This is a genomic window from Nonomuraea sp. NPDC049625 (genome assembly GCF_040675285.1).
GTDB classification, from domain to species: Bacteria; Actinomycetota; Actinomycetes; order Streptosporangiales; family Streptosporangiaceae; genus Nonomuraea; species Nonomuraea angiospora_A.
In genome coordinates this window covers 54,789-77,251 of sequence record NZ_JBFAOQ010000018.1, presented here as the reverse complement: position 1 = coordinate 77,251, position 22,463 = coordinate 54,789, and the positions used below count along the sequence as shown (strand labels likewise).

18 protein-coding genes are annotated in these 22,463 nt (G+C 70.0%); 9 read left to right on the top strand and 9 right to left on the bottom strand.

Features of this window, described 5'->3' with window-relative positions:
• The first annotated feature begins 15 nt into the window (after nt 1-15).
• The 3 genes from AB0J87_RS51000 (at nt 16) to AB0J87_RS50990 (ending at nt 4,627) form a co-directional block, all read left to right on the top strand.
• Nucleotides 16-1,047: a LacI family DNA-binding transcriptional regulator gene (locus AB0J87_RS51000; protein ID WP_350736589.1), complete on the top strand. Its 1,032-nt coding sequence runs from the start codon at nt 16-18 to the stop codon at nt 1,045-1,047.
• 109 nt (nt 1,048-1,156) lie between these two features.
• Complete coding sequence (locus AB0J87_RS50995; protein ID WP_363980013.1) at nt 1,157-3,118, top strand: Ig domain-containing protein; 1,962 nt, start codon at nt 1,157-1,159, stop codon at nt 3,116-3,118.
• A 9-nt stretch (nt 3,119-3,127) separates the two neighbouring features.
• Complete coding sequence (locus tag AB0J87_RS50990) at nt 3,128-4,627, top strand: Ig domain-containing protein (RefSeq protein ID WP_363980010.1); 1,500 nt, start codon at nt 3,128-3,130, stop codon at nt 4,625-4,627.
• Nucleotides 4,628-4,671: 44 nt separating this feature from the next.
• On the opposite strand, the gene AB0J87_RS50985 is transcribed toward AB0J87_RS50990, so the two are convergent.
• Entirely contained in the window at nt 4,672-5,922 is a 1,251-nt protein-coding gene (locus AB0J87_RS50985) for a hypothetical protein (protein WP_363980007.1), read from the bottom strand.
• Between the two features lie 40 nt (nt 5,923-5,962).
• A complete protein-coding gene (locus AB0J87_RS50980; RefSeq protein ID WP_363980004.1) occupies nt 5,963-6,736 on the bottom strand; it encodes a pectate lyase in 774 nt (257 codons plus the stop codon).
• Between the two features lie 184 nt (nt 6,737-6,920).
• On the opposite strand from AB0J87_RS50980, the gene AB0J87_RS50975 reads away from it, so the two are divergent.
• On the top strand, nt 6,921-10,709 hold the full coding sequence (locus tag AB0J87_RS50975) for an AAA family ATPase (protein WP_363980002.1): 3,789 nt from the start codon (nt 6,921-6,923) through the stop codon (nt 10,707-10,709).
• A 126-nt stretch (nt 10,710-10,835) separates the two neighbouring features.
• On the opposite strand, the gene AB0J87_RS50970 is transcribed toward AB0J87_RS50975, so the two are convergent.
• Entirely contained in the window at nt 10,836-12,254 is a 1,419-nt protein-coding gene (locus tag AB0J87_RS50970) for an epoxide hydrolase (protein WP_363979999.1), read from the bottom strand.
• 21 nt (nt 12,255-12,275) lie between these two features.
• Nucleotides 12,276-13,094 (bottom strand): NAD(P)H-binding protein, encoded by an 819-nt coding sequence (locus AB0J87_RS50965; RefSeq protein ID WP_363979996.1) that lies wholly within the window; start codon nt 13,092-13,094, stop codon nt 12,276-12,278.
• 228 nt (nt 13,095-13,322) lie between these two features.
• On the opposite strand from AB0J87_RS50965, the gene AB0J87_RS50960 reads away from it, so the two are divergent.
• Nucleotides 13,323-13,457 carry a hypothetical protein gene (locus AB0J87_RS50960; RefSeq protein WP_363979993.1) on the top strand — a complete coding sequence of 45 codons (135 nt, stop codon included), beginning with the start codon at nt 13,323-13,325 and terminating at the stop codon, nt 13,455-13,457.
• 464 nt (nt 13,458-13,921) lie between these two features.
• Nucleotides 13,922-14,911 carry an aldo/keto reductase family protein gene (locus AB0J87_RS50955; protein ID WP_363980579.1) on the top strand — a complete coding sequence of 330 codons (990 nt, stop codon included), beginning with the start codon at nt 13,922-13,924 and terminating at the stop codon, nt 14,909-14,911.
• Between the two features lie 60 nt (nt 14,912-14,971).
• Here AB0J87_RS50955 and AB0J87_RS50950 read toward each other — a convergent pair whose 3' ends face one another.
• Nucleotides 14,972-15,586: a hypothetical protein gene (locus AB0J87_RS50950; protein WP_363979990.1), complete on the bottom strand. Its 615-nt coding sequence runs from the start codon at nt 15,584-15,586 to the stop codon at nt 14,972-14,974.
• Nucleotides 15,583-16,542 (bottom strand): oxidoreductase, encoded by a 960-nt coding sequence (locus AB0J87_RS50945; RefSeq protein ID WP_363979987.1) that lies wholly within the window; start codon nt 16,540-16,542, stop codon nt 15,583-15,585. Before AB0J87_RS50945 ends, AB0J87_RS50950 begins: the two co-directional genes overlap by 4 nt.
• 29 nt (nt 16,543-16,571) lie before the next feature.
• Here AB0J87_RS50945 and AB0J87_RS50940 point away from each other — a divergent pair, with 29 nt between their 5' ends.
• Nucleotides 16,572-17,255, top strand: a complete 684-nt coding sequence (locus AB0J87_RS50940) for a TetR/AcrR family transcriptional regulator (protein WP_363979984.1) — start codon at nt 16,572-16,574, stop codon at nt 17,253-17,255.
• Nucleotides 17,256-17,288: 33 nt separating this feature from the next.
• On the opposite strand, the gene AB0J87_RS50935 is transcribed toward AB0J87_RS50940, so the two are convergent.
• Nucleotides 17,289-17,870: a TetR/AcrR family transcriptional regulator gene (locus tag AB0J87_RS50935; protein WP_363979981.1), complete on the bottom strand. Its 582-nt coding sequence runs from the start codon at nt 17,868-17,870 to the stop codon at nt 17,289-17,291.
• 64 nt (nt 17,871-17,934) lie between these two features.
• On the opposite strand from AB0J87_RS50935, the gene AB0J87_RS50930 reads away from it, so the two are divergent.
• Nucleotides 17,935-18,978, top strand: coding sequence for an FAD-dependent monooxygenase (locus AB0J87_RS50930; RefSeq protein ID WP_363979978.1), 1,044 nt, complete (start codon nt 17,935-17,937; stop codon nt 18,976-18,978).
• Nucleotides 18,979-18,980: 2 nt separating this feature from the next.
• Here AB0J87_RS50930 and AB0J87_RS50925 read toward each other — a convergent pair whose 3' ends face one another.
• The gene (locus AB0J87_RS50925; RefSeq protein WP_363979975.1) at nt 18,981-19,673 is read right to left on the bottom strand and encodes a type 1 glutamine amidotransferase domain-containing protein; all 693 of its coding nucleotides are present in this window, start codon (nt 19,671-19,673) and stop codon (nt 18,981-18,983) included.
• Between the two features lie 291 nt (nt 19,674-19,964).
• Between AB0J87_RS50925 and AB0J87_RS50920 the strand changes: the two genes are divergently transcribed.
• Nucleotides 19,965-20,813: an enoyl-CoA hydratase/isomerase family protein gene (locus AB0J87_RS50920; RefSeq protein ID WP_363979972.1), complete on the top strand. Its 849-nt coding sequence runs from the start codon at nt 19,965-19,967 to the stop codon at nt 20,811-20,813.
• A gap of 50 nt (nt 20,814-20,863) precedes the next feature.
• On the opposite strand, the gene AB0J87_RS50915 is transcribed toward AB0J87_RS50920, so the two are convergent.
• On the bottom strand, nt 20,864-22,393 hold the full coding sequence (locus tag AB0J87_RS50915; RefSeq protein ID WP_363979969.1) for an FAD-dependent monooxygenase: 1,530 nt from the start codon (nt 22,391-22,393) through the stop codon (nt 20,864-20,866).
• Nucleotides 22,394-22,463: the final 70 nt, after the last annotated feature.

Genomic DNA, 22,463 nt, shown 5'->3' with positions numbered 1-22,463 from the left:
CGAAAGGGGACTCGGTTGATCAGTCCTTCGGATGGGACGGCGAAGACCATCACGATCAGGGACGTCGCGGCCGCCGCCGACGTGTCGATCGGCACCGCGTCCAAGGCGCTCAACGGCCGCGGCCGGATGCGCGACGAGACCCGCGACCGGGTGCTCGCCGCCGCCGAGCGGCTCGGCTTCCGGCCCAATCCGCTGGCCCAGGGGCTGCTGGCGGGCCGCACGTACACGGTGGGCCTGGTCACGGGCGACAGCTTCGGCCGCTTCAGCATCCCGGTGATGCTGGGCGCCGAGGACGCGCTCGGCGCGGGGCAGATCTCGGTGTTCATGTGCGACACGCGCGACGACCCGATCAGGGAGCGGCACTACGTCGAGCGCCTGCTGGCCAGGCGCGTCGAGGGCATCATCGTCACGGGGCGGCGCACCGAGCCGCGCGCCGGCATCGGCCATGACCTGCCCGTCCCCGTCGTGTACGCCATGACGCAGTCGACCGACGACTCGGACGTGTCGATCATCCCGGACGACGAGGGCGGCGGGGCGCTGGCCGCCCGCCACCTCATGGCGACGGGCCGCACCCGCATCGGCCACGTCACCGGGCCGCAGCGCTTCCAGGCCGCGCGGCGGCGCGCCCAGGGCCTGACCACCGCCCTCGCCTCGGCCGGGCTGTCACCGGCGGGCGAGATCCTGTACGGGCAGTGGAGCGAGGAATGGGGGCGGCAGGGGGCCGACGTGCTGCTGCACGCCGCGCCCGACGTGGACGCCATCTTCTGCGGGAGCGACCAGATCGCCCGCGGGGTCGCCGAGACGCTGCGCGAGCGGGGGCGGCGGGTTCCCGAGGACGTGGCGCTGGTCGGGTTCGACAACTGGGAGCCGATGGCGCTGGGGTGCCGGCCACCGCTGACGACCGTGGACATGAACCTGGGGGAGATCGGCCGGATGGCGGCCCGGCACCTGCTGGACGTCATCGCGGGCAAGCCCGCCACCGGCGGCGTCACGATCGTCCCGGCCAGCCTGGTCCTGCGCGAGTCCACCCGTCGCGCCGCCCCGTAGCGGGGGGCGCTGCAAGGCACTGCAAGGGCGGCGGATGGGGTTGACCGGTGCTGTGTAACACCTTACTGTGCGCCAGGGAAAACCTATTCCCATCCTTAAAGGAGTCCGGATGGACCGAGGATGCCGCAGCGCCCCGAAAGCCGCCAGGGGCGCCAGGCGAATCACCGTGGCGGCAGTCGTACTCGCCTCCTTACTCACCGGCGTGTCGCAGCCCGCGCACGCCGCCGCGCCGACCGCGACGGTCGTCGACATGTTCGGCAGGACCGTCAACGACTACGGCGTCAAGCTCGTCGACTGGCAGGGCTACCTGGCCAACCCGTACGTCGAGCTCACCGTCAAACCCCCGACCGGCGTCCAGTACCCCGTCACGATCGACCTCAAGGCCGAGGGCACGTCCAGGCTCATGATGGACCTGCCCAGCCAGCTCACCGCCACCGGCGCCACCAAGACGCTGACGTTCGCGAGCGCGAGTGACCAGAAGGTGTTCCGCCTCGCGATCCACTCCAAGCGGGGCCCCGGCCAGGATGAAAGTTACACGCTCAAGCTGAACATCCGGGACGGGTCCGGCACGACGACCCTGCAGCAGCTGCCGATCCGGGTGCAGCAGGACGAGAAGACCGCGCTGCAGCCCAGCCTGCCCATCGCCTTCGACTACCGCTACGACAACATCACCGGCTACTTCAACGAGCCGAACTTCAGGAACGCCGCCGAGGAGGCGGTGAAGGACTGGTTCAGGTTCTTCGACATGCAGCCGTTCGACACCGTGGCGGCCGGGGCGGAGAACAACCACCTGCCGGGCAACGACTGGCAGAACACCATCAACGTCACCAACAACGCCGCCTACAACGGCATGTACGTGTTCTTCCGCGGCATCCAGACCCCGTACTCGACCGGCTACCCCGCCGCCAACGGCAAGTACAGCACCCGGGGCGGCCAGCAGCTCGCGGGCCCGCTGCACCGCTCGACCGCGATGATCTTCGAGTACGACGAGGCCGGCAAGCAGCTGTTCACCTCCCTGGCCGACGAGGACTGGTACAAGACGGAGATCGCGGGCTCGGTGCTCGACGTGCACGGCCTGGTCATGCACGAGTACGGCCACGCCGTCGCCTACCACAGCGACTGGGCCGGGATGCGCTCCTACGTGGCGTCAGGGGGCAACGACCCCGATGTCGTCGCCTACGAGGGCTACCCCGTCCCCCTGGACAGCAGCTACCACATCCCCGGCGACCAGAAGTACTGGGACCGGCTCAGCGGCCAGAACGGCGGCTGGACCCACATGTTCCCCACCCGCCGGTGGATGCTGACCAAGCTGGCGCTGCTGGTCGCGGAGAACGCCGGGTGGAAGCTCAACCGCAACCTCACCCCGTTCCTGCCGCCGTCCATCGTCACCACCTCCCTGCCGTCGGCCATGCCGGGCACGGCCTACAGCCAGACCCTTCAGGCCAAGGGCGGCGTGCCGTTCTACGACTGGCAGGTCACCGGCGGCTCCCTGCCCGCGGGGCTCACGCTCGACCGGTTCACCGGCGCGATCAGCGGCACCCCCACCACGGCCGGGACGTCCAGCTTCACCGTCCAGCTGCGTGACTACGACAAGCTCAGCACGCCGCAGACCAGGACCTTCCAGCTGACGGTCGGCAGCGGCGGCGGCACCTCCACCAACGTGGCCGGCAGCGCGACCCCGTCGGCGTCGTACACCTCCCCGTGGGAGAGCGTGGCGGCCATCAACGACGGCATCGACCCGCCCAGCTCGAACGACACCGTCAACCGCCGCTGGGGCACCTGGCCCAACACCGGCAGCCAGTGGGCCGAGCTCACCTGGCCGTCCGCCCAGACCCTCAAATCCGCCGACGTCTACTTCTTCGACGACGCCGACGGCGTGCGCCTGCCCGCCTCCTGGAAGCTCCAGTACTGGAACGGCAGCGCCTACGTCGACGTCCCCGGCACCTACCCGATCGCCGTCAACGCCTACAACAAGGTCACGTTCAACCCGATCAGCACCACACGACTACGCGTGGTCCTGCAGAGCGGTCAAGCCTCGGTGGGACTGCTCGAAGTGAAGGCCTACACCTAGAAGGGTTCAATGCGGAAGATCGCCATCTTCAGCGCGCTGGCTGCCCTGGCCGGCGCGCTGTCGGTCCCCTCTCCCAGCCTCGCCGCACGCCAGCCCGCTCCCGCGCTGGACGTGTTCGACATCTTCTACCGCAAGGTCAACGACTACGGCGTCCAGCTCGTGGACTGGCAGGGCTACCTCGCCAACCCCTACATCGAGCTGACCGTGCGCGCGCCGAAGGTCCCCGGCATCCAGTATCCGCTGAAGGTGGATCTGCAGGCCAAGGGCACGTCCCGGCTGATGTTCAACATGCCGAGCGAGCTGACGGCCGCCGGGGCGACCAAGTCCTTCACGCTCACCGGCCCCGCCGACCGCGAGGTCGTACGGCTGGCCATCCACTCCAAGCAGAGCGGCGGCCAGGACGAGCAGCACCAGTGGATCATGAAGACCACGGACGCGAGCGGCGCCACCGGCACCCAGACCATGCCGATCCGGGTGCAGCAGGACGAGAAGACCCCGCTCAAGCCGACGATCCCCATCGACTTCGACTACCGCTACGACGACATCACCGGCTACTTCAAGGACCCCGGCGTTCGCAAGGCCGCCGAGGCCGCGGTGCGCAACTGGTTCGCGTTCTTCGACCTGCAGCCGTTCGACACCGTCCCGGCGGGCGACGAGGTCAACCGGCTGCCGGGCGATGACTGGCAGAACGAGGTCGAGGTCTCCAACGCCAAGCCGTACAACGGCATGTACGTCTTCTTCCGCGGCATCCAGACCCCGTACTCGACCGGCTACCCCACCATCAACGGCAAGTTCCACACCCAGAACGGCAAGCCCACCCCCTACCACCGCTCGACCAGCATGATCCTCGAGTACGACGAGCAGCTGATGAAGCTGTTCACCTCGCTCAAGGACGAGGACTGGTGGAAGACCGACCTCGGCCAGGTGATCGACATCGAGGGCCTGGTCATGCACGAGTACGGCCACGCGGTCGCCTTCCACAGCGACTGGCAGGGCATGGCCGACTACGTGGCCTCCAAGGGCAAGGACGACCAGGAGGTCATCGACTACCAGGGCTACCCCGTACCGCTCGACACCAGCTACCACGTGCCCGGCGACGACCCGTACTGGGACCGGATCAGCGGGCAGAGCGGCGGCTGGCGTCACGTCTTCCCGACCCGCAGGTGGGAGCTGACCAAGCTGTCGCTGCTGATCGCGGAGAACGCCGGCTGGAAGCTCAACCGCAAGCTGACCCCGTTCCTCAAGCCCTCGATCGAGACCGCCACCGTGCCCGCCGCCACGGTCGGCGCCGCCTACCAGCACAAGCTCGCCGCCAAGGGCGGCGTCCCGTTCTACGACTGGCAGATCACCGGCGGCTCGCTGCCGGAGGGGCTCACCCTCGACAGGTTCACCGGAGCCGTCACCGGCAAGCCCGCCAAGGCCGGGTCGTACGAGTTCACCGTCCAGCTCAGGGACTACGACAAGCTGAGCGCCCCCGTCACGCGTGACTACAAGCTCACCGTCGGATAGCACGAAGGAGGGCGGCGGAGACCCCGCCGCCCTCCCCCCATTTCTCAGAGGCCGTAGCGGCTCTTCAGGTGCCGCCACCAGTCCCGGAACATCCACTTGTCGAACTCCGTGATCTGCGCCGCGCTGCCCGCCTTCATCAGGAAGCAGCACTGGCCCGTCGGAGTCCAGTCGTAGAAGTCGTCCAGGCCGAACGAGTGGCCCATCTCATGCAGCAGGATGTGGATGTTGTCGGCGTTGAGGTTCGACATGTAGTACTCGCTGCCGATCCGCTGCCCCCAGTCGCCCCCTGCTCCCCCGCCGAACCCGGCGGTCAGCCAGAGCGACATGTCGTAGTGGTGCGAGGCGCCGCCGGGGCAGTTGGGGTACTGGCCGCTCTGGTTGAAGAACCGGCCGCAGGGCTCGGAGCACTGGGGCGCGTTCTCGCGGATGTTGTTGACGTAGATGTCCACGGAGTTGTCGCTCCACTGCAGCTGCGCGCGGTCCCGTACGGCCCAGCCCACGACCTTGACCGGCACGTTCGCGTAGGGCCAGCCGTTGTGGCCGGCCATGACGTCCATCCACTTCTTGAACTGGCGGGCCAGCGCCGCGTGGATCTGGTCACGCTGCGCCGCGGTCACCGTGGCGGTGGTGTCCCAGCGTACGCAGTAGTTGATCGAGCCGCCGTTGGCCATGATCTGGTCCCAGCCGTAGTTGCGGAACCCGTACAGGTTGGGGTACGTGCTCTCGACGTGCTGCCAGACCTCGTTGAGCGGGGTGACCAGGTTGGCGGGCGGGTTCCAGTTCGAGGTGCCGCCGCCGGAGTCGGGGGCCCACGCCTTGACCTCCAGCAGGCCGACCGAGCCCGCGCCGCTCTGCAGCTGGACGCGCAGGCGCGTGGTGCTGACCTGCGTGAAGGTCACCTTGTTGTAGGCGTTGACGGCGATCGGGTACGAGGCGGAGATGTCGGCGTAGGCGCTGCCGTTCCAGTACTGGAGCTTCCAGGAGGCGGGGACGCGGACGCCGCCGCCGTCGTCGAAGAAGTACACGTCGGCGCCCTTGAGATTCTGGGTCGAGCTCCAGGTGAGCTCGGCCCACTGGGTGCCGGTGTTGGGCCAGGTGCCCCAGCGGCGGTTGACGGTGTCGTTCGAGCTGGGCGGGTCGATGCCGTCGTTGATGGCCGCCACGCTCTCCCACGAGGAGGTGTAGGAGGCGGACGGGGTCGCGGTGCCGGCCACGTTCGTGTCGGCCAGGGCGTTCTGGATGGGTAAGAAGAACGTGATGATCAGGAGGAGGGGCAGGACGGCCAGTCGTTTCATTCGGGCCTCTCCGGTTGTGGTAGCGCTAACATTCGAGGGTTCACCGGTACGTGATGTCGGATGCAGAGTAGATGCAGTTCACGCCATCGGCTCCGGATCCGATCTTCACCGGCTCCTGGCCCTTGGGGACGCCCCGGTACTTCTCGCAGATGGTGGCGCTGCCGTACACGGTGATCCGGCTGAACCTGGCCGTGTCGCCCCAGTTCGTGTTGATCCCGGCCAGAACCTTGGTGGTGCGGACGGTGACGCCGTCCATGACCACGTTCCGCCGGTAGGAGGTGGAGCAGTTTCCGCAGGCGCGGTAGAGCTTGCCCGAGCCGTGTACCTGGAAGTTCCTGATGGTCAGCGTGCCGGCGCCGTTGTGCTGGAACACCTTGTCGGAGGCGGACTTGGCGCCGCCGCCGTCCACCAGGTAGGTCGCCGACGAGCTGGACGACTTGAACGTCGCGGCGTCCTCGCCCACGTCGTTCCACCACACGTTGCGGATGGTGCACGAGCCCTCGCAATGGATGCCGTCGCCGGCCGGGGCGTCGATGATGACGTTCTGGATGGTGCCGCCGTTGGCCACGACGAACATCGGGTCCTGGCTCTCGCCCTGGCCGCCGTCGCCGATGCCGTAGTAGCGCTTCATGCCGCCGTCGAAGAACGTGCCGGCGTTGCGGGTCGAGGTGAGGTGCACGCTGCCGGTGTCCGAGGGCCAGGGGCCGCTGCCGTCGGTCGGGGCTGCCTGCGCGGGCGGCGCCGCGGTGACGGCGGCCAGCAGTCCGGCGGCCATCGCTGTGGCCACCACGGTGGAACGGGATCGGAATGTCAAGGTCGCCCTCCCTTTTCGGTAAGCGCTTTCCCAACGGGACTGAACCGCGCCTGCTTTGATCGCACGGGCACGGGTCCGCGTCAAACCGGGGACGGGGTTGTCGCCGCCGACCTGCGGGTTCGAGCTGAAAGTTTCATCTTTCCCGGCCCCCGGAATTGTCGGCCCGGCCGCGTAGGGTGCCCGCATGGCGATGCTCATCGGGAGGGAGCGACCCGCGGCCGTGCTCCGCGGCGAGGTCGAGCGCACGCTCGTCAGCCACGGCGCGCTGGTGCTCGTCACCGGCGAGGCGGGCATCGGCAAGAGCGCCCTGGTGGCGGGCGCGGCGGAGGAGGCCGTGCGCGCGGGCGCCCGGCTGCTCGGCGGCGCCTGCTGGGAGGGCGAGGGCGCGCCGGGCTACTGGCCGTGGGTCCAGGTGATCCGCCGTCTCACGCCCGGGGCGACGCTGCAGAGCCCTTTTCTGGGCCTGGCCGGATCGGACGGGTTCGAGCTGTACGACGCGGTGACCGGCCTGCTGGTGGACGCCTCCCGCGAGCGGCCGGTGGTGGTCGTGCTCGAAGACCTCCATTGGGCGGACGCGGCCTCGCTGCGGCTGCTGGAGTTCGTGGTGCGTCATGCCTGGTTCGAGCGCCTGCTGGTGATCGGCACCTATCGTGACGCCGAGGTCGACGGGCCGTTGAGCCTGCCCCTGGAGGCCAAGGCCACCGTCCTGACGCTGACGGGGCTGGACCGGGAGGAGGTGGGCCGGCTGGTGGCCCACACCACGGGCGTGGACCCCGGCGAGGAGCTGGTGACGGAGATCCACCGGCGCACGGGCGGCAACCCGTTCTTCGTGGAGCAGACCGCCCGCCTGTGGCAGGGCGGGACCCCTCTCGCGACGATCCCGCCGGGGGTGGGGGCAGCCGTGCGCCGGCGGTTGTCGCGGCTGCCGGAGAAGGTGCTCGAAGTGCTGCGCATGGCGGCGGTCCTGGGCCGCGACTTCACCGAACCCACCCTCCACACCGCCCTCACTCCCCCACCCACCAGCTCCCCGCTCGCCCCCTCCCCACCCCACGGCCCTGCACCCCACGGCCCTGCACCCCACGGCCCTGCACCCCACCCCACCTCATGCGACGGCCTCTCATCCCACGGCGCCTCACGCGACGGCACCTGTCTCGACCGCTCCCCATCCGACGGCCCCTCACCCGACGACTCTCCACCTGACGGACCCCTGCCCTGCCGAGGATCCGGTTCCTCACCCGCTCGCGGCGCCTCTCCGACCGGGCAGTCGCTCGTGGCGACCGAGCTCTCGGTGCGGCGGGCCCTCGACCAGGCCGTGTCGGCCAAGCTCATCACCTCTCTGGGCTCCGGCCACCATGCCTTCGTCCACGACCTCGTACGCGAGACCCTCTACGCCGAGCTGAACGAGCACGAAGTCCGTGCCCGGCACGCGGCAGCCCTCCGCGCCCTCGACCCGGCAGCACCCGCGATCCGCGCCCGCCACGCGTACCTCGCCACCACACCCGATGCCCCCGCCCTCCTCCTCACGGCGGCCAGGGACGCCGAGGCACGGATGGCGAACGAGGAAGCAGTCGGCCACTACCGGCGCGCCCTGGAGCTGACCCCCGCAGGGGAGACTCGCAGACGGGCCACGATCGGCCTGGACCTCGGCGTGGCGCAGCACCGGGTGGGCGACACCGCCACCGGCACCCGCACACTGGAGGCCGCCGTCGCCATCGCCCGTCGCCTCGACGACCCCGACCTGCTGGCCCTGACCGCCCTGAAGCTGCACGACCTCGGCCACACCGACCACGGCCGCTGGACCGACTTCGTCCACGAGACCCACCATCGCCTGGTCCCCCCACCCACCCCCACTGCCAACACGCCCGCCCACAAGATCACCGTCCCCGTACGGGACGAACCCGCATTCGGGCGACCCGGGGCTCAGGGCGCGCCGGATCAGGACAGGCCCAGCCCAGCGAGCGCAGTGGGCCCGGCACGCAACCACACCCCAACGACACACCGACGCAACGACATCGCGCAGACGTCCACCCACGTCTCCCACGGGACGATCGACACCACGCGTGAAAGCGGAATCCCCCACCAGGGCCACACCACGCACGAAGGCAACACCAAGAGACGCCCGCACGGCGACACCACGGGTGAGCGCAACACCACAAGCTCGCGCGATATCACGGGCAACCGGTGCGGCGGCATCGCGCACACGACCAATGACCCGTTCCACGAGACGGCCGACACCGCAAGTCAGCACGACACCGCACGGGACCGCAATGCCCTCCACGAACGCAACGCCCCGCGCGAGATCGACCACCTGCACGAAGACGACACCCAACCCGAAGGCGACACCCAACCCGAAGGCGACACCCCTTTCAGGGATGACACCACACCCGACACCGCTGGCTACGGCCGAGGACGGTTGGATGTCGCCGCCCGGGAGTTGAGCGAGGTCGCGGCGGGGCTGGCCAGGCAGGGGGAGGATGACGAAACACTCGGCTTCAGCCTGCTGACCAGACTAGGGGCCATTTGGGGGCCGGGCAGCGCGGCCGAGCGAATGGCCGTCACCGAGGAGCTGTCGGCCGTGGCGCGGCGAAGCCGGGATCCACGGCTGGAGCTGACCGCGCGCTCCTGGCGCGTCGGGGCGCTGCTGGAAATGGGTGATCCACGGTGCCTGCCCGAGCTGCAGGCATTCGCCACGCGCGCCGAAGGTGCCGAGCTGGCGCTGTTCCAGCACGAGGCCACGGTCCTCAGAGCCATGTTCGCCACGCTCGCCGGACGCTTCGACGAGGCGGCGACGCACATCGACGCCGCCTACGAGCTGGGCGAGCAACCAGGCATCGGCCGACGTGACCTGCGCTGGATGCAGCGGTGGTCGATCGCGACGCTCAGGGGCCACTTCGACGTGGCCGACGGCGTACTGGCGGAGATGGAGCTCGCGGGCAGCCATCACTTCCCGCTCTACCGCGCCGCGACGGCGGTGCAGCGCGGCGACGAGGGCGCGGCGCGCCACCTGGCGGAGGTCGTGACGCCAGGCGAGCAGTACCTACGGTGGATGGCGCCGCTGTGGCTGAGGCTCCAGGCGCAGACGGCCGCCCTGTCCAAGGATCCGGTGCTCTGCGAGCGCGCGCGGGCCGCGATCACCCCGTACGTCGGCCAATGGGGTGTGACGGCCACGGTCGCCGTCGAGGGGCCGTTCGCGCACTGGGTGGCGGTGCTCGACGCTGCCCAGGGACGCTGGGACGAGGCCGTTGAAGGGTTCACCGCCGCCTGTCGCGCGGCCGACCTGCTGGGCGCCCGACCCTGGTCGATCGAGTCCCGCGCCCGCCTGGCCGAGGCGCTGCAGGCGCGCGGCGACGACGCCTCCACGCTGATCGCGCAGGTCGAGCGGGACGCCGCCGCCCTCGGCATGCTGGCACGCCTGCCGCGCCCCGCAGCCAACGCCTTCCGCCTCGACGGCGGGGTCTGGACCCTGACCTTCGCCGGCCGTACCGTGCACCTGCCCGACTCCAAGGGCCTGGCCGACCTGCGCATCCTGCTCGACCGCCCCGGGAGCGACGTCTCGGCGGTCGAGCTGCTGAACCCGGCCGGCGGCGAGGTCGTGCTCGCCGCCCGGAGCATGGGCGGTGACGACGTACTGGACGAGGAGGCCAGGACCCGCTACCGGAGGCGGCTGGAGCTGCTCGACGACGAGATGGACCGGGCGGCCAGGCTGGGCGACGACCGCCGGGCGGCCGAGCTCGACGCCGAGCGCACGGCGCTGCTGAACGAACTACGCACAGCCGCCGGACTGGGCGGCCGCCCGCGCCGACTCGGCGACGAGGCCGAACGCGCCCGCAAGGCCGTCACCAACCGGATCCGCAACACACTGCGCCACCTCGACCAGCGCCACCCGGAACTGGCCGCCCACCTGAGATCCTCGCTCTCCACCGGCGCCACATGCCGCTATCACCCCAGCCCCGAGGTGCGCTGGCCACCGTGACAACCGGCCCTTGAAGGCGCCGGCCACCGCAACGACCGGCCGTTTGGACAGCGGTCGCCGTCTGGGCAGCGTCACCCATGTCACCGCGTTGCGGTTACCGGGCACCCGCTGCCGTCACGGGCGGAGTCAGCGGAGCTTTGCGAAGAACGCGGTGACGTCGTCGGCGAAGAGGCCCGGCTGCTCGGTGGCGAAGAAATGGCCGCCCTTGTCGTATTCGGCCCAGTGCACGATGTTGTGGTCGCGTTCAGCCCAGGGGCGGATGGTGACGTCGCAGGGCTTTGACACGAGCACGCCCGTCGGCACAGTGCCCCGCGCCGCCGCAGCCCAGTCCCCCGCACCACCCCAGTCGCCCACACCACCCGAGTCGCACGTACCACCCGAGTCGGACGCCCCCGAAGCGGTCGCACCGCCCCAGTCGCTGGCACCCTCCGAACCGGACGCAGCCGAAGCGGACGCAGCCGAGCCCGACGTACTCAAGCTGGACGCGCCACCCCGCTCACCGGCACCGCCCAAATCGGAGGCACCATCCGAGTCGGGAGCATTCGCATCGGGCGTGCCGGCCCAGTCTTCGGAAGTGCCGTTCGAGACAGACCCGCCGCTTGGGGTGGCGGTCCAGTCGTCTGCGCCGGCTTCGCTCCAGTCGGGCGCGCCCATGCTCTCGTAGTAGAACTGCGCCGACGACCCCGCAGTGCCGGTCAGCCAGTAGATGGTGACGTTGGTCAGCATGAGGTCGCGGTCGAGCGAGTCCTCGGGCAACCCCTCCACCGGATCCGTCAGCTCCTTGAACTTCTCCATGATCCACGCCAGCTGCCCCACCGGCGAGTCGTGCAGCCCGTACGAGACCGTCTGCGGCCGCTTCGACTGGGTCTGGAGGTAGCCGTCGTTGAAGTTCTGCATCGTGTCCCAGCGTCGCCGCTCCTCCTCCGTCAGCCCGTCCATCTCCCCCTCCTGACCGACGGGAAAGGTGATGGCGGCGTTGAAGTGGACGCCGACGACGTGGTCGGGGGCGTGTTTGCCCATCTCCGGCGCAATGAAGGAGCCGCTGTCCCCGCCCTGCACCCCGTACCTGTCGTAGCCGAGCAGCGCCATCAGCTGCGTGAAGGCTCTGGCGGTGCGGGCGGGATCCCAGCCGGGGCCGGACAGCGGGGCGGAGAAGCCGAAGCCCGGCAGGGAGGGGATGACCAGGTGGAAGTCTCGCGAGAGGGGCTCGATGACGTCCAGGAACATCACGAACGTGCCCGGCCAGCCGTGCAGGAGCATGAGCGGCAGGGCGGACGGGTTTTCGGAGCGGATGTGGGCGAAGTGGATGTTCTGCCCATCGATCGTGGCGGTGAACTGGGGGATCTCGTTGAGCCTGGCCTCGTGGGCGCGCCAGTCGTAGCCGGTGCGCCAGTATTCGGCCAGGTTCTTGAGGTAGTCGAGGGGGACGCCGCGCTCCCAGCCGGTGCCCGGGAGCTGGTCCTGCCAGCGGGTCATGGCCAGACGGGTACGGAGGTCCTCCAGGTCCCGCTGGGGAACTTCAATACGAAAAGGGCTAATTGTCATGATATTTCTCCTGTTAATGAGCTAAGGGCGGAAGGCGGCGACGTGCTCCGTGGCCCACTGGGCGAACGTGCGCCCGGGACGGCCGGTCACCTGCTCGACGGTGGGCAACACGACCGAGGCCGCGTCCGGCGGGTTGGCCCCGAGCCGGACCGCGAACTCGATCAGCTCCTCCCCCGCCCCCCACGCCTCCATCGACGCCCGGTACTGCGCCTCGCTCAGCTCCTCGAACCGGATCTCCCGCCCGACGGCCTCGCCAATCACGCGGACCCGCCGCTCCGGGGTCAGCGCCTCCGGCCCGGTGACCAGGTACGCCTGCCCGGCGTGCCCCTCCTCGACCAGCGCCGCCACCGCGACGGCGGCGATGTCGGCCTCGTGCACCACGGCCCCCGGATGGTTGCCGAAGACCCGGACCACACCCTCCTCGCGGATCGATTCGGCCCATTCGAGCGCGTTGGTCATGAACTCCACGCAACGCAACTGCGTCCAGCCGAGGTCCCCGGCCCGCAGCGCCTCCTCGACCGAGCACTCGTCCCAGCTGCTCAGCACGCTGACGCGGGTCACGCCCGCCTTCGCGGCCAGCTCGACGAGCTCGGGCCCGGTCTGGAGCGCCGCCTGGTCATCTCCGGCGACGGTGATCAGGTGCAACCCGGTCACGCCTTCCAGCGCGGGGGCCAGGGACTGCGGCGCGGTCAGGTCGCCGTAGGCCACCTCCACGGACCCGGGCAGCCGCGCCGCCGCCGGGTTCCTGGTCAGGGCCCGGACCCGCTCGCCACGCGCGACGAGCTGCGCCACGATCTGGCGGCCGACCGTGCCGGTGGCGCCGGTCACGAGAATCGTCATTCTTTCCTCTCAACCGAAGGTCTCGAACGTCTCGACAGGCAGGCGCCACACGGGAAATAGCGCCCGCTACACGGGTGGAGGCTCCGTCCCAGGCCATGCCACATGACCGCGCCCGCCATCGATGACGTACCGGACGAGGGCACTGCTGTCCGCGCTCCAGGAGAACCGGGATCTCGACAGCGGCGAGGGCCTGACGAACGGGCAGATCGCGACGAGATCCTCGCGATCATGCTGGTCGGCACGGACACCCCGGCCAGTGTCGTCCCATCCTGGACCCGCCACCCCGAGCTCGACACCGTCCTGGCCGGACGATCCGCCGAGATGTCCGACGTGGCCCGCCTCCTGCACACCGGCCAGGTCTAACCGCCTGTACTCGGCCCTGCTCCTCATGCGGGCCACCGCGACCTCGCCGGCGAACGCCTCCCACCCGGCACGGACATCCTGCTGGGCCCCTGTGCGATCCATCGCGACACGCGCTTCTTCGACGACCGCTTCGACCCCGGGCCGCGTCCACCACATCCCGCGCAAGGCGTACCTGCCGTCCGGCGCGGGCCCGCACAAGCGCGTCGGCGACGCCCAGCCCTGGGCCGAGCCGGTCATCGTACCGGCCACACGGTGACCGCCGTCCCCAGCGTCGCTCCCCGGCCGGACGACCTTCTCATGATCCCCGAACCCCGCACGTGAGCTCCAGACGAGCGGCCCGCGCGACATTTGACAAATTCACCTTCACCTGCTCTCTCAATTTACCTGGAGAGCGCCTTTAATTGATTTGTCAAATCGCCTCGATAAAGTCCCGAGTGGTCAACATGAAGCGCTACCGTAAATGCATGGAATTTCGTCGTCTAGGCCGTAGCGGCCTGTCCGTCAGCGCGATCTCCTACGGCCACTGGCTCGCGTACGATGCCCCCGACCAGGAAGAACGTGCGCGAGCGTGCGTCACGGCGGCGCTGGACGCGGGCATCACCACATTCATCACCGCGGACGCGTACGCGAACACCGCAGCCGAGTCGGTGCTCGGCCGCGCGCTGAAAGGACAGCGGCGGGAAAGCCTGGAGATATCCACGAAGGTGTTCTGGCCCACCGGGCCGGGCGGGCCCAATGACAAAGGTCTGGGCCGCAAGCACGTCATGGAGTCGGCACGCGCGTCACTGCGGCGGCTGGGCACCGACTATCTCGATGTGTACCAGGCGCATCGATTCGACCGGACGGTGCCGCTGGAGGAGACCATGGTGGCGTTCGCCGATCTGGTCAGGCAGGGCCATGTGCTCTACGTCGGCGTCTCCGAATGGACGGCCGAGCAGATCACGAGGAGCGCCGCGCTCGCCCGGGAACTGCACGTGCCGTTGGTCTCCAACGAGGCGCAGTACAGCGCGTTGTGGCGGGTGATCGAGGCCGAGGTCGTGCCGGCGTGCGAACGGGAAGGGCTCAGCCAGCTCGCCTGGTCCCCTGTCGCGCAGGGCGTACTGACGGGCAAGTACCGGCCGGGGCAGCCGGCGCCCGCCGGGTCGCGCGGCGCGGACCTGAACGGTGCGGGCAGTTTCATCCAGCCCTTCCTGCGCGAGGACGTGCTGGTACGGGTGCAGCGGCTGCGTCCTCTGGCCGATGAGGCCGGGCTGTCGCTGGGACAGCTCGCGCTCGCCTGGGTGTTGCGGCGCCCCAACGTGGCTTCGGCGATCATCGGGGCATCGCGGCCCGAGCAGGTGCGGGAGAACGTCGAAGCGGCCGAGGTCCGGCTCGACGCCGACCTTATGGAGCGCATCGATCAGGTGCTGGACGGCGTTGTCGAAACGAACCCGGCGCTGACGACGAGCCCGTGAAGGGCCTTCGCCCAGCTCGACCGGGCACGGGTTGGTCTTGACCCGGAAGACGGCACGGAGTCAGCCACCACGGCGGTCGTCGACGAGCACGGCCAGGCCAGGCCATACGCCCGCAAAGCGGCGCAGGTCGTCGGCGAGCGGGAGCAGGTGCGCGCCGGGCAGGAAGTGCACGGTCGTCCCCGTGGTGCCGTCGCCGGCGATGGGCTCCAGGCCGGTGACGGGGACGCCGTGCTCGTACCGCTGGGTCCAGGACCCGTTCAGGCGGCGGTTGGTGTGGACAAGCCACTCGCCGAGCGCGGCGACGACGGACATGCCGCGGCGCGGATGCCCGTCGGCAAGCACCTCCGCGCCCGGGTCGTCGAAGAAACGCAGGTCCTTGGACGCCATGACGGGCTTCTTCACCGGCCGCCCCTGCTCGTCGAACCGGGTGTCGGTGCCTCGCCCCTCGTCGGCCACGGACACCGAGCCGCCGGCGTGGAGGGTGACGGTGCAGCGTCCGGCGCCCGTGCTCGCCGCCTCGTCGGCCGGGTAGGCGAGGACTTCGAGGATCAGGTGCCGGACGCCGCCGGGGGCGAACTCGTCCGGGTTCTCCCGGATGCGGGCGAGGTGGCCGAGGTCGACGTCGGCCGCCCAGTCGTGGGTGGTGTTACGCCAGGAGGCTCGGGGTGCGCTCACCCCCGCACCCTATCCACGGTGGCTGCGGACAGAGCGTAGGTGACGCCGGTCAGGCGTTCGGACAACTGCCACAGGCGTGCGGCTGTGGCCGTGTCGCGGATGGCGCGCTCACGAGTGCGACCGGTGGGCTCTCCGCGCAGTTGCAGCGGCCCGTCGGGAACGATGTAGCTGCCGCCGGGCAAATCCGGCGCGGTCGCCGCGTACAGGGAGGTCTTCGCCCCTTCCGGAGTGGGCCGGAAGGCCACGCGCACCAGCAGGCGGGCAAGGGCCGCATACAGCCGTCCCCTGCCGCTGTTGGCGCCGCCGGTGAGCACGTTGGTGCGGGTCAGCCCGGGGGCGACTGCCATGCTGCGCAGCCGCTGTCCGGCGGCGTCGGCCCGGCGCTGCAGTTCCATCGCGAAGTAGAGGTTGGCCCGCTTGGACTGCACGTAGGCGAACGCCGTCCGGTAGCCGCGTTCGGCGTTGAGGTTGGCCAGGTCGAAGCGGGCGAAGCGCTGGCCCTCGCTGCTGACGGTGACCACCCGCGGATCGGGCGCGGCGAGCAGATGCGGCAGGAGCAGACCGGTCAGGGCGAAGGTGCCCAGGTGGTTGACGCCGAACTGCGACTCGAACCCGTCGACGGTCAGCGCGTACGGCACCATCGCCACCCCGGCGTTGTTGACCAGCAGATCGATCCGGCCGCGGTCCCAACCGGCGGCGAACTCCCGGATGGAGGCCAGGCTGCCCAGGTCCACCCGGCGCAGATCCACGCGAGCGCCGGGCACCTCACCCCGCATGCGGGTGAGGGCGGCCTGGCCGCGTTCGGGGTCGCGGCAGGCCAGCACGACGTACGCGCCACGACGGGCCAACTCCCGGGCGGTGACGTAGCCGATGCCGCTGTTGGCTCCGGTCACCACGGCGACGCGCCCGGTCTGGTCGGGGATGGCACGGAGAGTCCCGGAGGGAGAGTTGCGCATGATGTACCACCTCAAGGGGATGCGGTCGCATGTATCGCAACTTCGAGTTGCGATACATTCATCCTGTCAGCACCCTCCGAATATCGCAACTTGGAGTTGCAATGCAGTCCGATCCTTCCACCGCCAGGCCGGTCGGCCGCGGCGCCAAAGTACGTGCCGCCGTCCACGCCGCCACGCTCGCCGAGCTCGTGGACAAGGGCTACGCCGCATTGACCATCGAGAACATCGCCCAGCGCGCCGGAGTCCACAAGACGACGGTGTACCGGCGGTGGAAAGATCGAGAGAGCCTGCTCACCGACGCCCTGTCCGAGCACATGGCGCTGGACATCCCCGTCCCTGACAGCGGAGCGATCGAGACCGACCTGCGGGCGCTGGCGCGCTCGCTCGCCCAGGCGTTCACCAGCCCGACCGGGCAGGCCATCCTCGCCGCCATGTTCACCGGGGCCGCCCATCTTCCGGAGATCGCCGCAGCCCGGCGTCACGTGTTCGAGGACCGGCTCGCCAGAGCCGAACCGGTGGTCACGCGCGCCATCGAGCGCGGCGAACTTCCCGGCGGCACCGACCCCGCCGAGCTGTTGAAGACCTTGGCCGCACCGATCTACCTGCGCCTGCTCATCACCGCCGAACCGGTCGACGAGACGACCGCCGACCAGGCGGTGCGCGTCACGCTTGCCGCCGCGCACGCCGGCGCCCTGCAGCCGGTCGGCGGATGACACGGGTACGGCCGGCTCAGCCCAGGTCGCCGGTCAGCTTCGGTGGCGGGGGTAGGCGGAGGCGATGAGGCGGCTCAGGAATCGGTCGAGGTCGTCGAGTCCGTAGGAGGCGAGCACGTCGGGCGGCTGGGTGAGCAGGTAGGTCAAGGCGCTGTTGACGGCCAGGGTCACCATGGCGGCGCTCTCACGGGTGACCGGGAGGCCAGCGGCCTGCTGGGCGGCCAGGTGGAGGTCGAGGTCGGCGCGGGAGAGCCGGGCCAGGGTCTCCTGCACCTGGGGATTCCTGGCGGCCTCGGCGTGCAGCTCGATGTAGGCCAGAACCCGGGACCGGTTCACCGTCATCGCCCGCTCGATCATCAGGCGCAGCAACGCGAGCAACTGGTCGGGGGTGTCGATCTCGGCCTGCTGCAGCTCACTCCAGTAGCGCTCGACGCACCGCTCGGCGGCGGCCTGGAGCAGGCTGTCGCGGGTCGGGAAGTAGTTCTTGGCCGTGCCTTCCGGCAACTCGGCAGCACGGTCCACCGCACGGTGGGTCAGCCCTCTGCCACCCTCCCCTGCCAGCACCTCGATAGCCGCGTCGCGCAACCGGTCGCGGCGGTCCCTGTTCTCCACCATGGCCCCCATCCTCCCGCCTTTGTGTAATCACCATAGCCGTGGTACCACATGTGTGGTGATTGAGATGAAAAGAGCTGTCGTCGTCGGCGCCGGGGTCGGCGGGCTGACGACCGCGATCGCACTGCGCGCGATCGGCTGGGATGTTTCGATCTTCGAGCGATGGCCTCGGGTCGTCGCCGAAGGCACGGCGCTGGGCCTCCGCCCGGACGCCCAGGCCGGCCTGGGCCGTCTGGGGCTGGGCGAGCAACTGCGCGAGCGCACCGTCCCCTACCGGCGCGCGCAGATCCGCACCCCCCACGGCAGGCGCCTGGCCGACCTGCCGCTGGAGCGCATCGAACGGCGCGGAGGGGCGCCGGTCCGCATGCTGTCGCGGGTCTCGCTGATCGAGATGCTGGTGCAGCAGGTGGACGCGGCGACGATCAGCACGGGCGTGGAGATCACCGATCCCGCCGCACTACGCGCCGACTACGACCTGGTCGTGGGCGCCGACGGGGTGCGCAGCGCGGTGCGTCAGGCGTTCTTCGGCGCCGCGACCCGTCCCCGATACGCGGGCATCGTCGCCTGGCGCGGCGTGATCAAGGGCTTCGAGCCGCAGGACTACGGCGAGACCTGGGGGCGCGGGCAGATGTTCGGGATGACGCCGCAGGCTCCGGGGGTGACAAACTGGTACGCGCCCGTACGCACCCCGGAAGGGGTTCGCGAGAGCCTCGACGACCTGCGCGCACGCTTCGCCGGCTGGCACGACCCCATCCCCCGCGTGCTCGCGGCCGCCGAGGCGGACGCCGTGCTGCGGCACGAGGTCTACGACCTGGCGCCACCGCTGGGGTCCTACGTCACGGGGAACGTGGCGCTGATAGGAGACGCGGCCCACGCGATGACGCCCGCGCTGGGGCAGGGCGCCTGCCAGGCCCTGCTCGACGCGGTCGAGCTCGCCAGCTGCCTGCGTACGCACCCCGGCGACGTGGCGAAGGCGCTGCTCTCCTATGACGCACGGCGGCGCCCGGCCGCCCAGCGGATGGTCACCGCCTCCAGTTGGATGACCCGCCTGGCGGGAGCCGGTCGCCTGGCAGGGCCGCGCAACACCCTGATGCGGATGCTGCCCATCTAGGCCTACGAGAGGGCCTTGAGCAGCCGGTCGGCCAGGACGGCTGCCGAGGCAGGATTCTGGCCGGTGAACAGGTTGCGGTCGACCACCGTGTACGGCTTCCACACCTCGCCCTTGGTGAAGTCGACGCCCAGGTCGATGAGCTCGTCCTCCAACAGCCAGCGGGCCTTGGGGCCGAGACCGACCGCGTTCTCCTCCTCGTTGGTGAACGCGGTGACCCGGTAGCCGGCGAAGGGCGACACGCCGCGGATCCTGGTCGCCAGCATCGCCGCCGGGGCGTGGCAGACGACGGCCAGGGGCTTGCCGGAGGCAAGCGCCTCGGTCAGCAGCCGGCCGGCGTCCGCGTCGACGCACAGGTCTTCCATGGGGCCGTGGCCGCCGGGGAGGTAGACCGCGTCGTAGTCCTCCAGCCGGGCGTTCGCCAACCGGATCGGCCGCCGCATCTCCTCCGCGGAGCGGATGATCGCCTCCAGGTCGAGAGCGATCTGAGCGCTACCGGCCATTTCGGGGCGCAGGCTCATCATGTCGACGGTCGGGACCACTCCGCCGGGCGTGGCGACGACGATCTCGTGGCCGGCGTCGGTGAGCGCCTTGTACGGGGCCGCGAACTCCTCGGCCCAGTAACCCGTCGCATGCCTGGTGCCGTCCTTGAGCGTCCAGTACGCCGTCCCGGTCATCACGAAAAGTAGCTTCGCCATCGGACAACCGCCTCCCCGTCCTACGTCTACAGCATTTTATGTCCGGCGTGATGTGCCGGATGAAAGCCTCCCATGCCGATATTGTTCTCTTTTTGCCAGGCGCCGAGTTTCCGACGGTAGCCGGGACCGGATATTCACCGGCGAATGATGAAGGGCTTACGAACGCGAGACCGACCGCTCACCCGGCGTTTCCCGGCGCGCCTGAAAGCCTTGCCGACCTGCAGACCTTTGAGAATGAAAAGGCAGCGAGGCTGAACCGGCATTTGGCCGCCAGAGCCTAGCGTCAGGTCCATGACCTCACCGAGCCGGTTCACCCTGACCGAGCACTCAGCCGCATTGTGGCGAGTGACGTTCGACAATCCTCCCGTCAATCTCGTCGACGCGACGATGACGAGCGAGTTGAATGCCCTGTTCGCGCGCGCCGAGGCGAGCGACAGTCTCGCGGCCATCGTCTTCGACAGCGCCGACCCCGACTTCTACCTGGCCCACTACGACCTGTCCGACAGTGACGAGGTGAAGCGCGTCCTGGCCCATCCGGAGGAGGTCCACCCGTGGACTGCGCTGCTGACCCGTCTCAGCTCCCTCCCCGTGGCGACCATCTCCTCCATCAGGGGCAGGGCACGCGGTGCGGGGAGCGAATTCCTCCTCGCCACCGACATCCGCTTCGCCAGCCGGGAGAAGGCCATCGTCGGCCAGTTCGAGATCGGCATGGCCGCCGTCCCGGGTGGCGGACCCGCCACGCGTCTGCCCGGCCTGGTCGGACGGGGCCGGACTTTCGAGATCCTCTTCGGCGGGCTCGACTATGACGGCGCGCTCGCTGAAATGTACGGATACGTGAACCGGGCCCTGCCCGACGACGACCTCGACGGCTTCGTCGACGCGTTCGCGTCCCGCGTCGCCTCCTTCGACCTGCAGACGATCAGGGACATCAAGCACTTCGTCAACCTCGCCACGCAGCGGCCCGAGGCCGAGTTCAAGGACCAGATGGATGCCTTCTGGGCCGCGGTGACCCGTCCGGCCCAGCAGCACATCGCGAGGCACCTGTTCGAGGCGGGACTCCAGCAGCGAAGCGACGTCGAACGCGACCTCCCGCATTGGGTGACGCGGTTCCCGTACCGGCCCGGCTCCGACGGGAAGTAGACCGCCCGAACTTCGCCCTCGGGCCACCGTTGGGTCACGGACGACGGAACTCAGCCCGGGCTGAACCAGCGGGTGAGGGCCGCCTTCAGACTGTCGGGGTCCGCGCCCGCCCAGGCGACGTAGCCGTCCGGCCGGATGAGCATTGCGGGCGCCGGGGCGTCGGCGGCGGTTGCGGTCACGCGGCGCACCCGGTCGTTCCAGGGCTCTGCGGTGGCGGCGAGGTCGTTCCCGCCGGTGAGGTCGAGAAGCAGGGGGCGGGCGTCGCGCAGGAGCTCGGCGAGGCGCCGCGCGTGTCCGTCGCCGGTGGTCAGCTCAAGGGATGGTACGAACCAGCCGGTGGGCGCGGCGGGGTGTTCCTCGCCCGTGTCGTGGCGGACATCGGCGCCCGCCAGCAGGGCGGCGACCAGGTGCAGGTTCTCGGTGCGGCCGAGGAGTTCGGCGAAGAGCAGGCGCAGGGCGGTGACATCGCCTCCGGGTGCCATCAGGGCGGTCGCGGCCTGCGTGTGCATGAGCACGCGTTCGCCGCTCGCGTGGCGTTCGGCTCCGTAGCTGTCCAGCAGGCCTTCCGGGGCCCAGCCCTGCAGTGCGGCGGCCAGTTTCCAGGCCAGGTTGGCCGCGTCCTGCAGCGCCAGATTCAGGGTCGGCCCGTGGCTGACGTGGGCGGCGTCGCCGGCGATGAAGACTCGGCCGTCGCGGTAGCGGTCGGCGAGCCGCGAGTTGCGGCCGCACTGGCGGCGAAGCAAGGTAGGCGCACCCTCGGGCGGCGCAGTCAGGGGCAGGCGCACTCCGAGGACCCGTTCGACGCTGTCCTCCATCTCGGCCATCGTCATCGGCGCGCCAGGCCCCGGGAAATCGCCTGCCGGGTGATCTTCCCATTCGGCGGTGTTGACCAGCGGCCGCTCCGGGTCGTGCGCGAGGAGCGTGAAAACGCCCCGCTCGGTACGGTGGAAGTGCGCCGGGATCTCGCCGAGGCCCTCGATCACGACCCGTCCCCCCGGCGCGAAACGGAAGCGGTCGCTCGGCCCGATGAGGGCCGTCCGGTCGACGATGTTGTCGTCGCTGGTGCCGGGGAAGGCGATTCCCGCCTGCCTGCGAACCAGGCTGTGGCCGCCGTCGCAGCCGACGAGGTATCGGGTCGTGAAGGTCGTCTCCGTTCCGTCCGCGCCGCGTGCCACGACGTCGACCTGTTCGTCGTTCTGGCTGAAGGACAGCACGTCCCAACCTCGCCGGACCTCCGCGCCAAGTTCTGCCGCGCGCTCGCCGAGCACCCGTTCCAGGTCACGCTGGTTGACCGGCAGGAGATACATCGGGTTCTCGCTGCCGAGCACGTGCAGCGGCAGGGGCATCCCGCCGAAGAAGAACCCGGGCGCAGGCACCGGTGCCCCTCGGCCCCCGCAGCGTTCCAAGAGGCCGCGGTTGTCCAGTAACCGCACGACCTGGCCGGCGAGGCCGTGTGCCTTGTCTGCCGGGTCCGGTTCCGGCCGTCGTTCCAGCACCAGGGGCCGGGCTCCCGCGAGGCGGAGCTCGCAGGCCAGAAAGAGGCCGGCGGGTCCACCGCCGACGATGATGACGTCGAACATCACTGACGCCTCCTTAGGATACGCAGCTGTATCTAACGGCGGACACCGTAAGTCACCGCGATAAGATACG

What these genes read in the sequence shown, in the direction of transcription:
- AB0J87_RS50990 (WP_363980010.1), top strand. Translation starts at nt 3,128, where the DNA reads ATGCGGAAGATCGCCATCTTCAGCGCGCTGGCTGCCCTGGCCGGCGCG.
- AB0J87_RS50945 (WP_363979987.1), bottom strand. Translation starts at nt 16,542, where the DNA reads ATGCGCAACTCTCCCTCCGGGACTCTCCGTGCCATCCCCGACCAGACC.
- AB0J87_RS50965 (WP_363979996.1), bottom strand. Translation starts at nt 13,094, where the DNA reads ATGACGATTCTCGTGACCGGCGCCACCGGCACGGTCGGCCGCCAGATC.
- AB0J87_RS50920 (WP_363979972.1), top strand. Translation starts at nt 19,965, where the DNA reads ATGACCTCACCGAGCCGGTTCACCCTGACCGAGCACTCAGCCGCATTG.
- AB0J87_RS50970 (WP_363979999.1), bottom strand. Translation starts at nt 12,254, where the DNA reads ATGACAATTAGCCCTTTTCGTATTGAAGTTCCCCAGCGGGACCTGGAG.
- AB0J87_RS50995 (WP_363980013.1), top strand. Translation starts at nt 1,157, where the DNA reads ATGGACCGAGGATGCCGCAGCGCCCCGAAAGCCGCCAGGGGCGCCAGG.
- AB0J87_RS50975 (WP_363980002.1), top strand. Translation starts at nt 6,921, where the DNA reads ATGGCGATGCTCATCGGGAGGGAGCGACCCGCGGCCGTGCTCCGCGGC.
- AB0J87_RS50930 (WP_363979978.1), top strand. Translation starts at nt 17,935, where the DNA reads ATGAAAAGAGCTGTCGTCGTCGGCGCCGGGGTCGGCGGGCTGACGACC.
- AB0J87_RS50925 (WP_363979975.1), bottom strand. Translation starts at nt 19,673, where the DNA reads ATGGCGAAGCTACTTTTCGTGATGACCGGGACGGCGTACTGGACGCTC.
- AB0J87_RS50935 (WP_363979981.1), bottom strand. Translation starts at nt 17,870, where the DNA reads ATGGTGGAGAACAGGGACCGCCGCGACCGGTTGCGCGACGCGGCTATC.
- AB0J87_RS50960 (WP_363979993.1), top strand. Translation starts at nt 13,323, where the DNA reads ATGCTGGTCGGCACGGACACCCCGGCCAGTGTCGTCCCATCCTGGACC.
- AB0J87_RS50915 (WP_363979969.1), bottom strand. Translation starts at nt 22,393, where the DNA reads ATGTTCGACGTCATCATCGTCGGCGGTGGACCCGCCGGCCTCTTTCTG.
- AB0J87_RS50940 (WP_363979984.1), top strand. Translation starts at nt 16,572, where the DNA reads ATGTATCGCAACTTCGAGTTGCGATACATTCATCCTGTCAGCACCCTC.
- AB0J87_RS50985 (WP_363980007.1), bottom strand. Translation starts at nt 5,922, where the DNA reads ATGAAACGACTGGCCGTCCTGCCCCTCCTCCTGATCATCACGTTCTTC.
- AB0J87_RS50955 (WP_363980579.1), top strand. Translation starts at nt 13,922, where the DNA reads ATGGAATTTCGTCGTCTAGGCCGTAGCGGCCTGTCCGTCAGCGCGATC.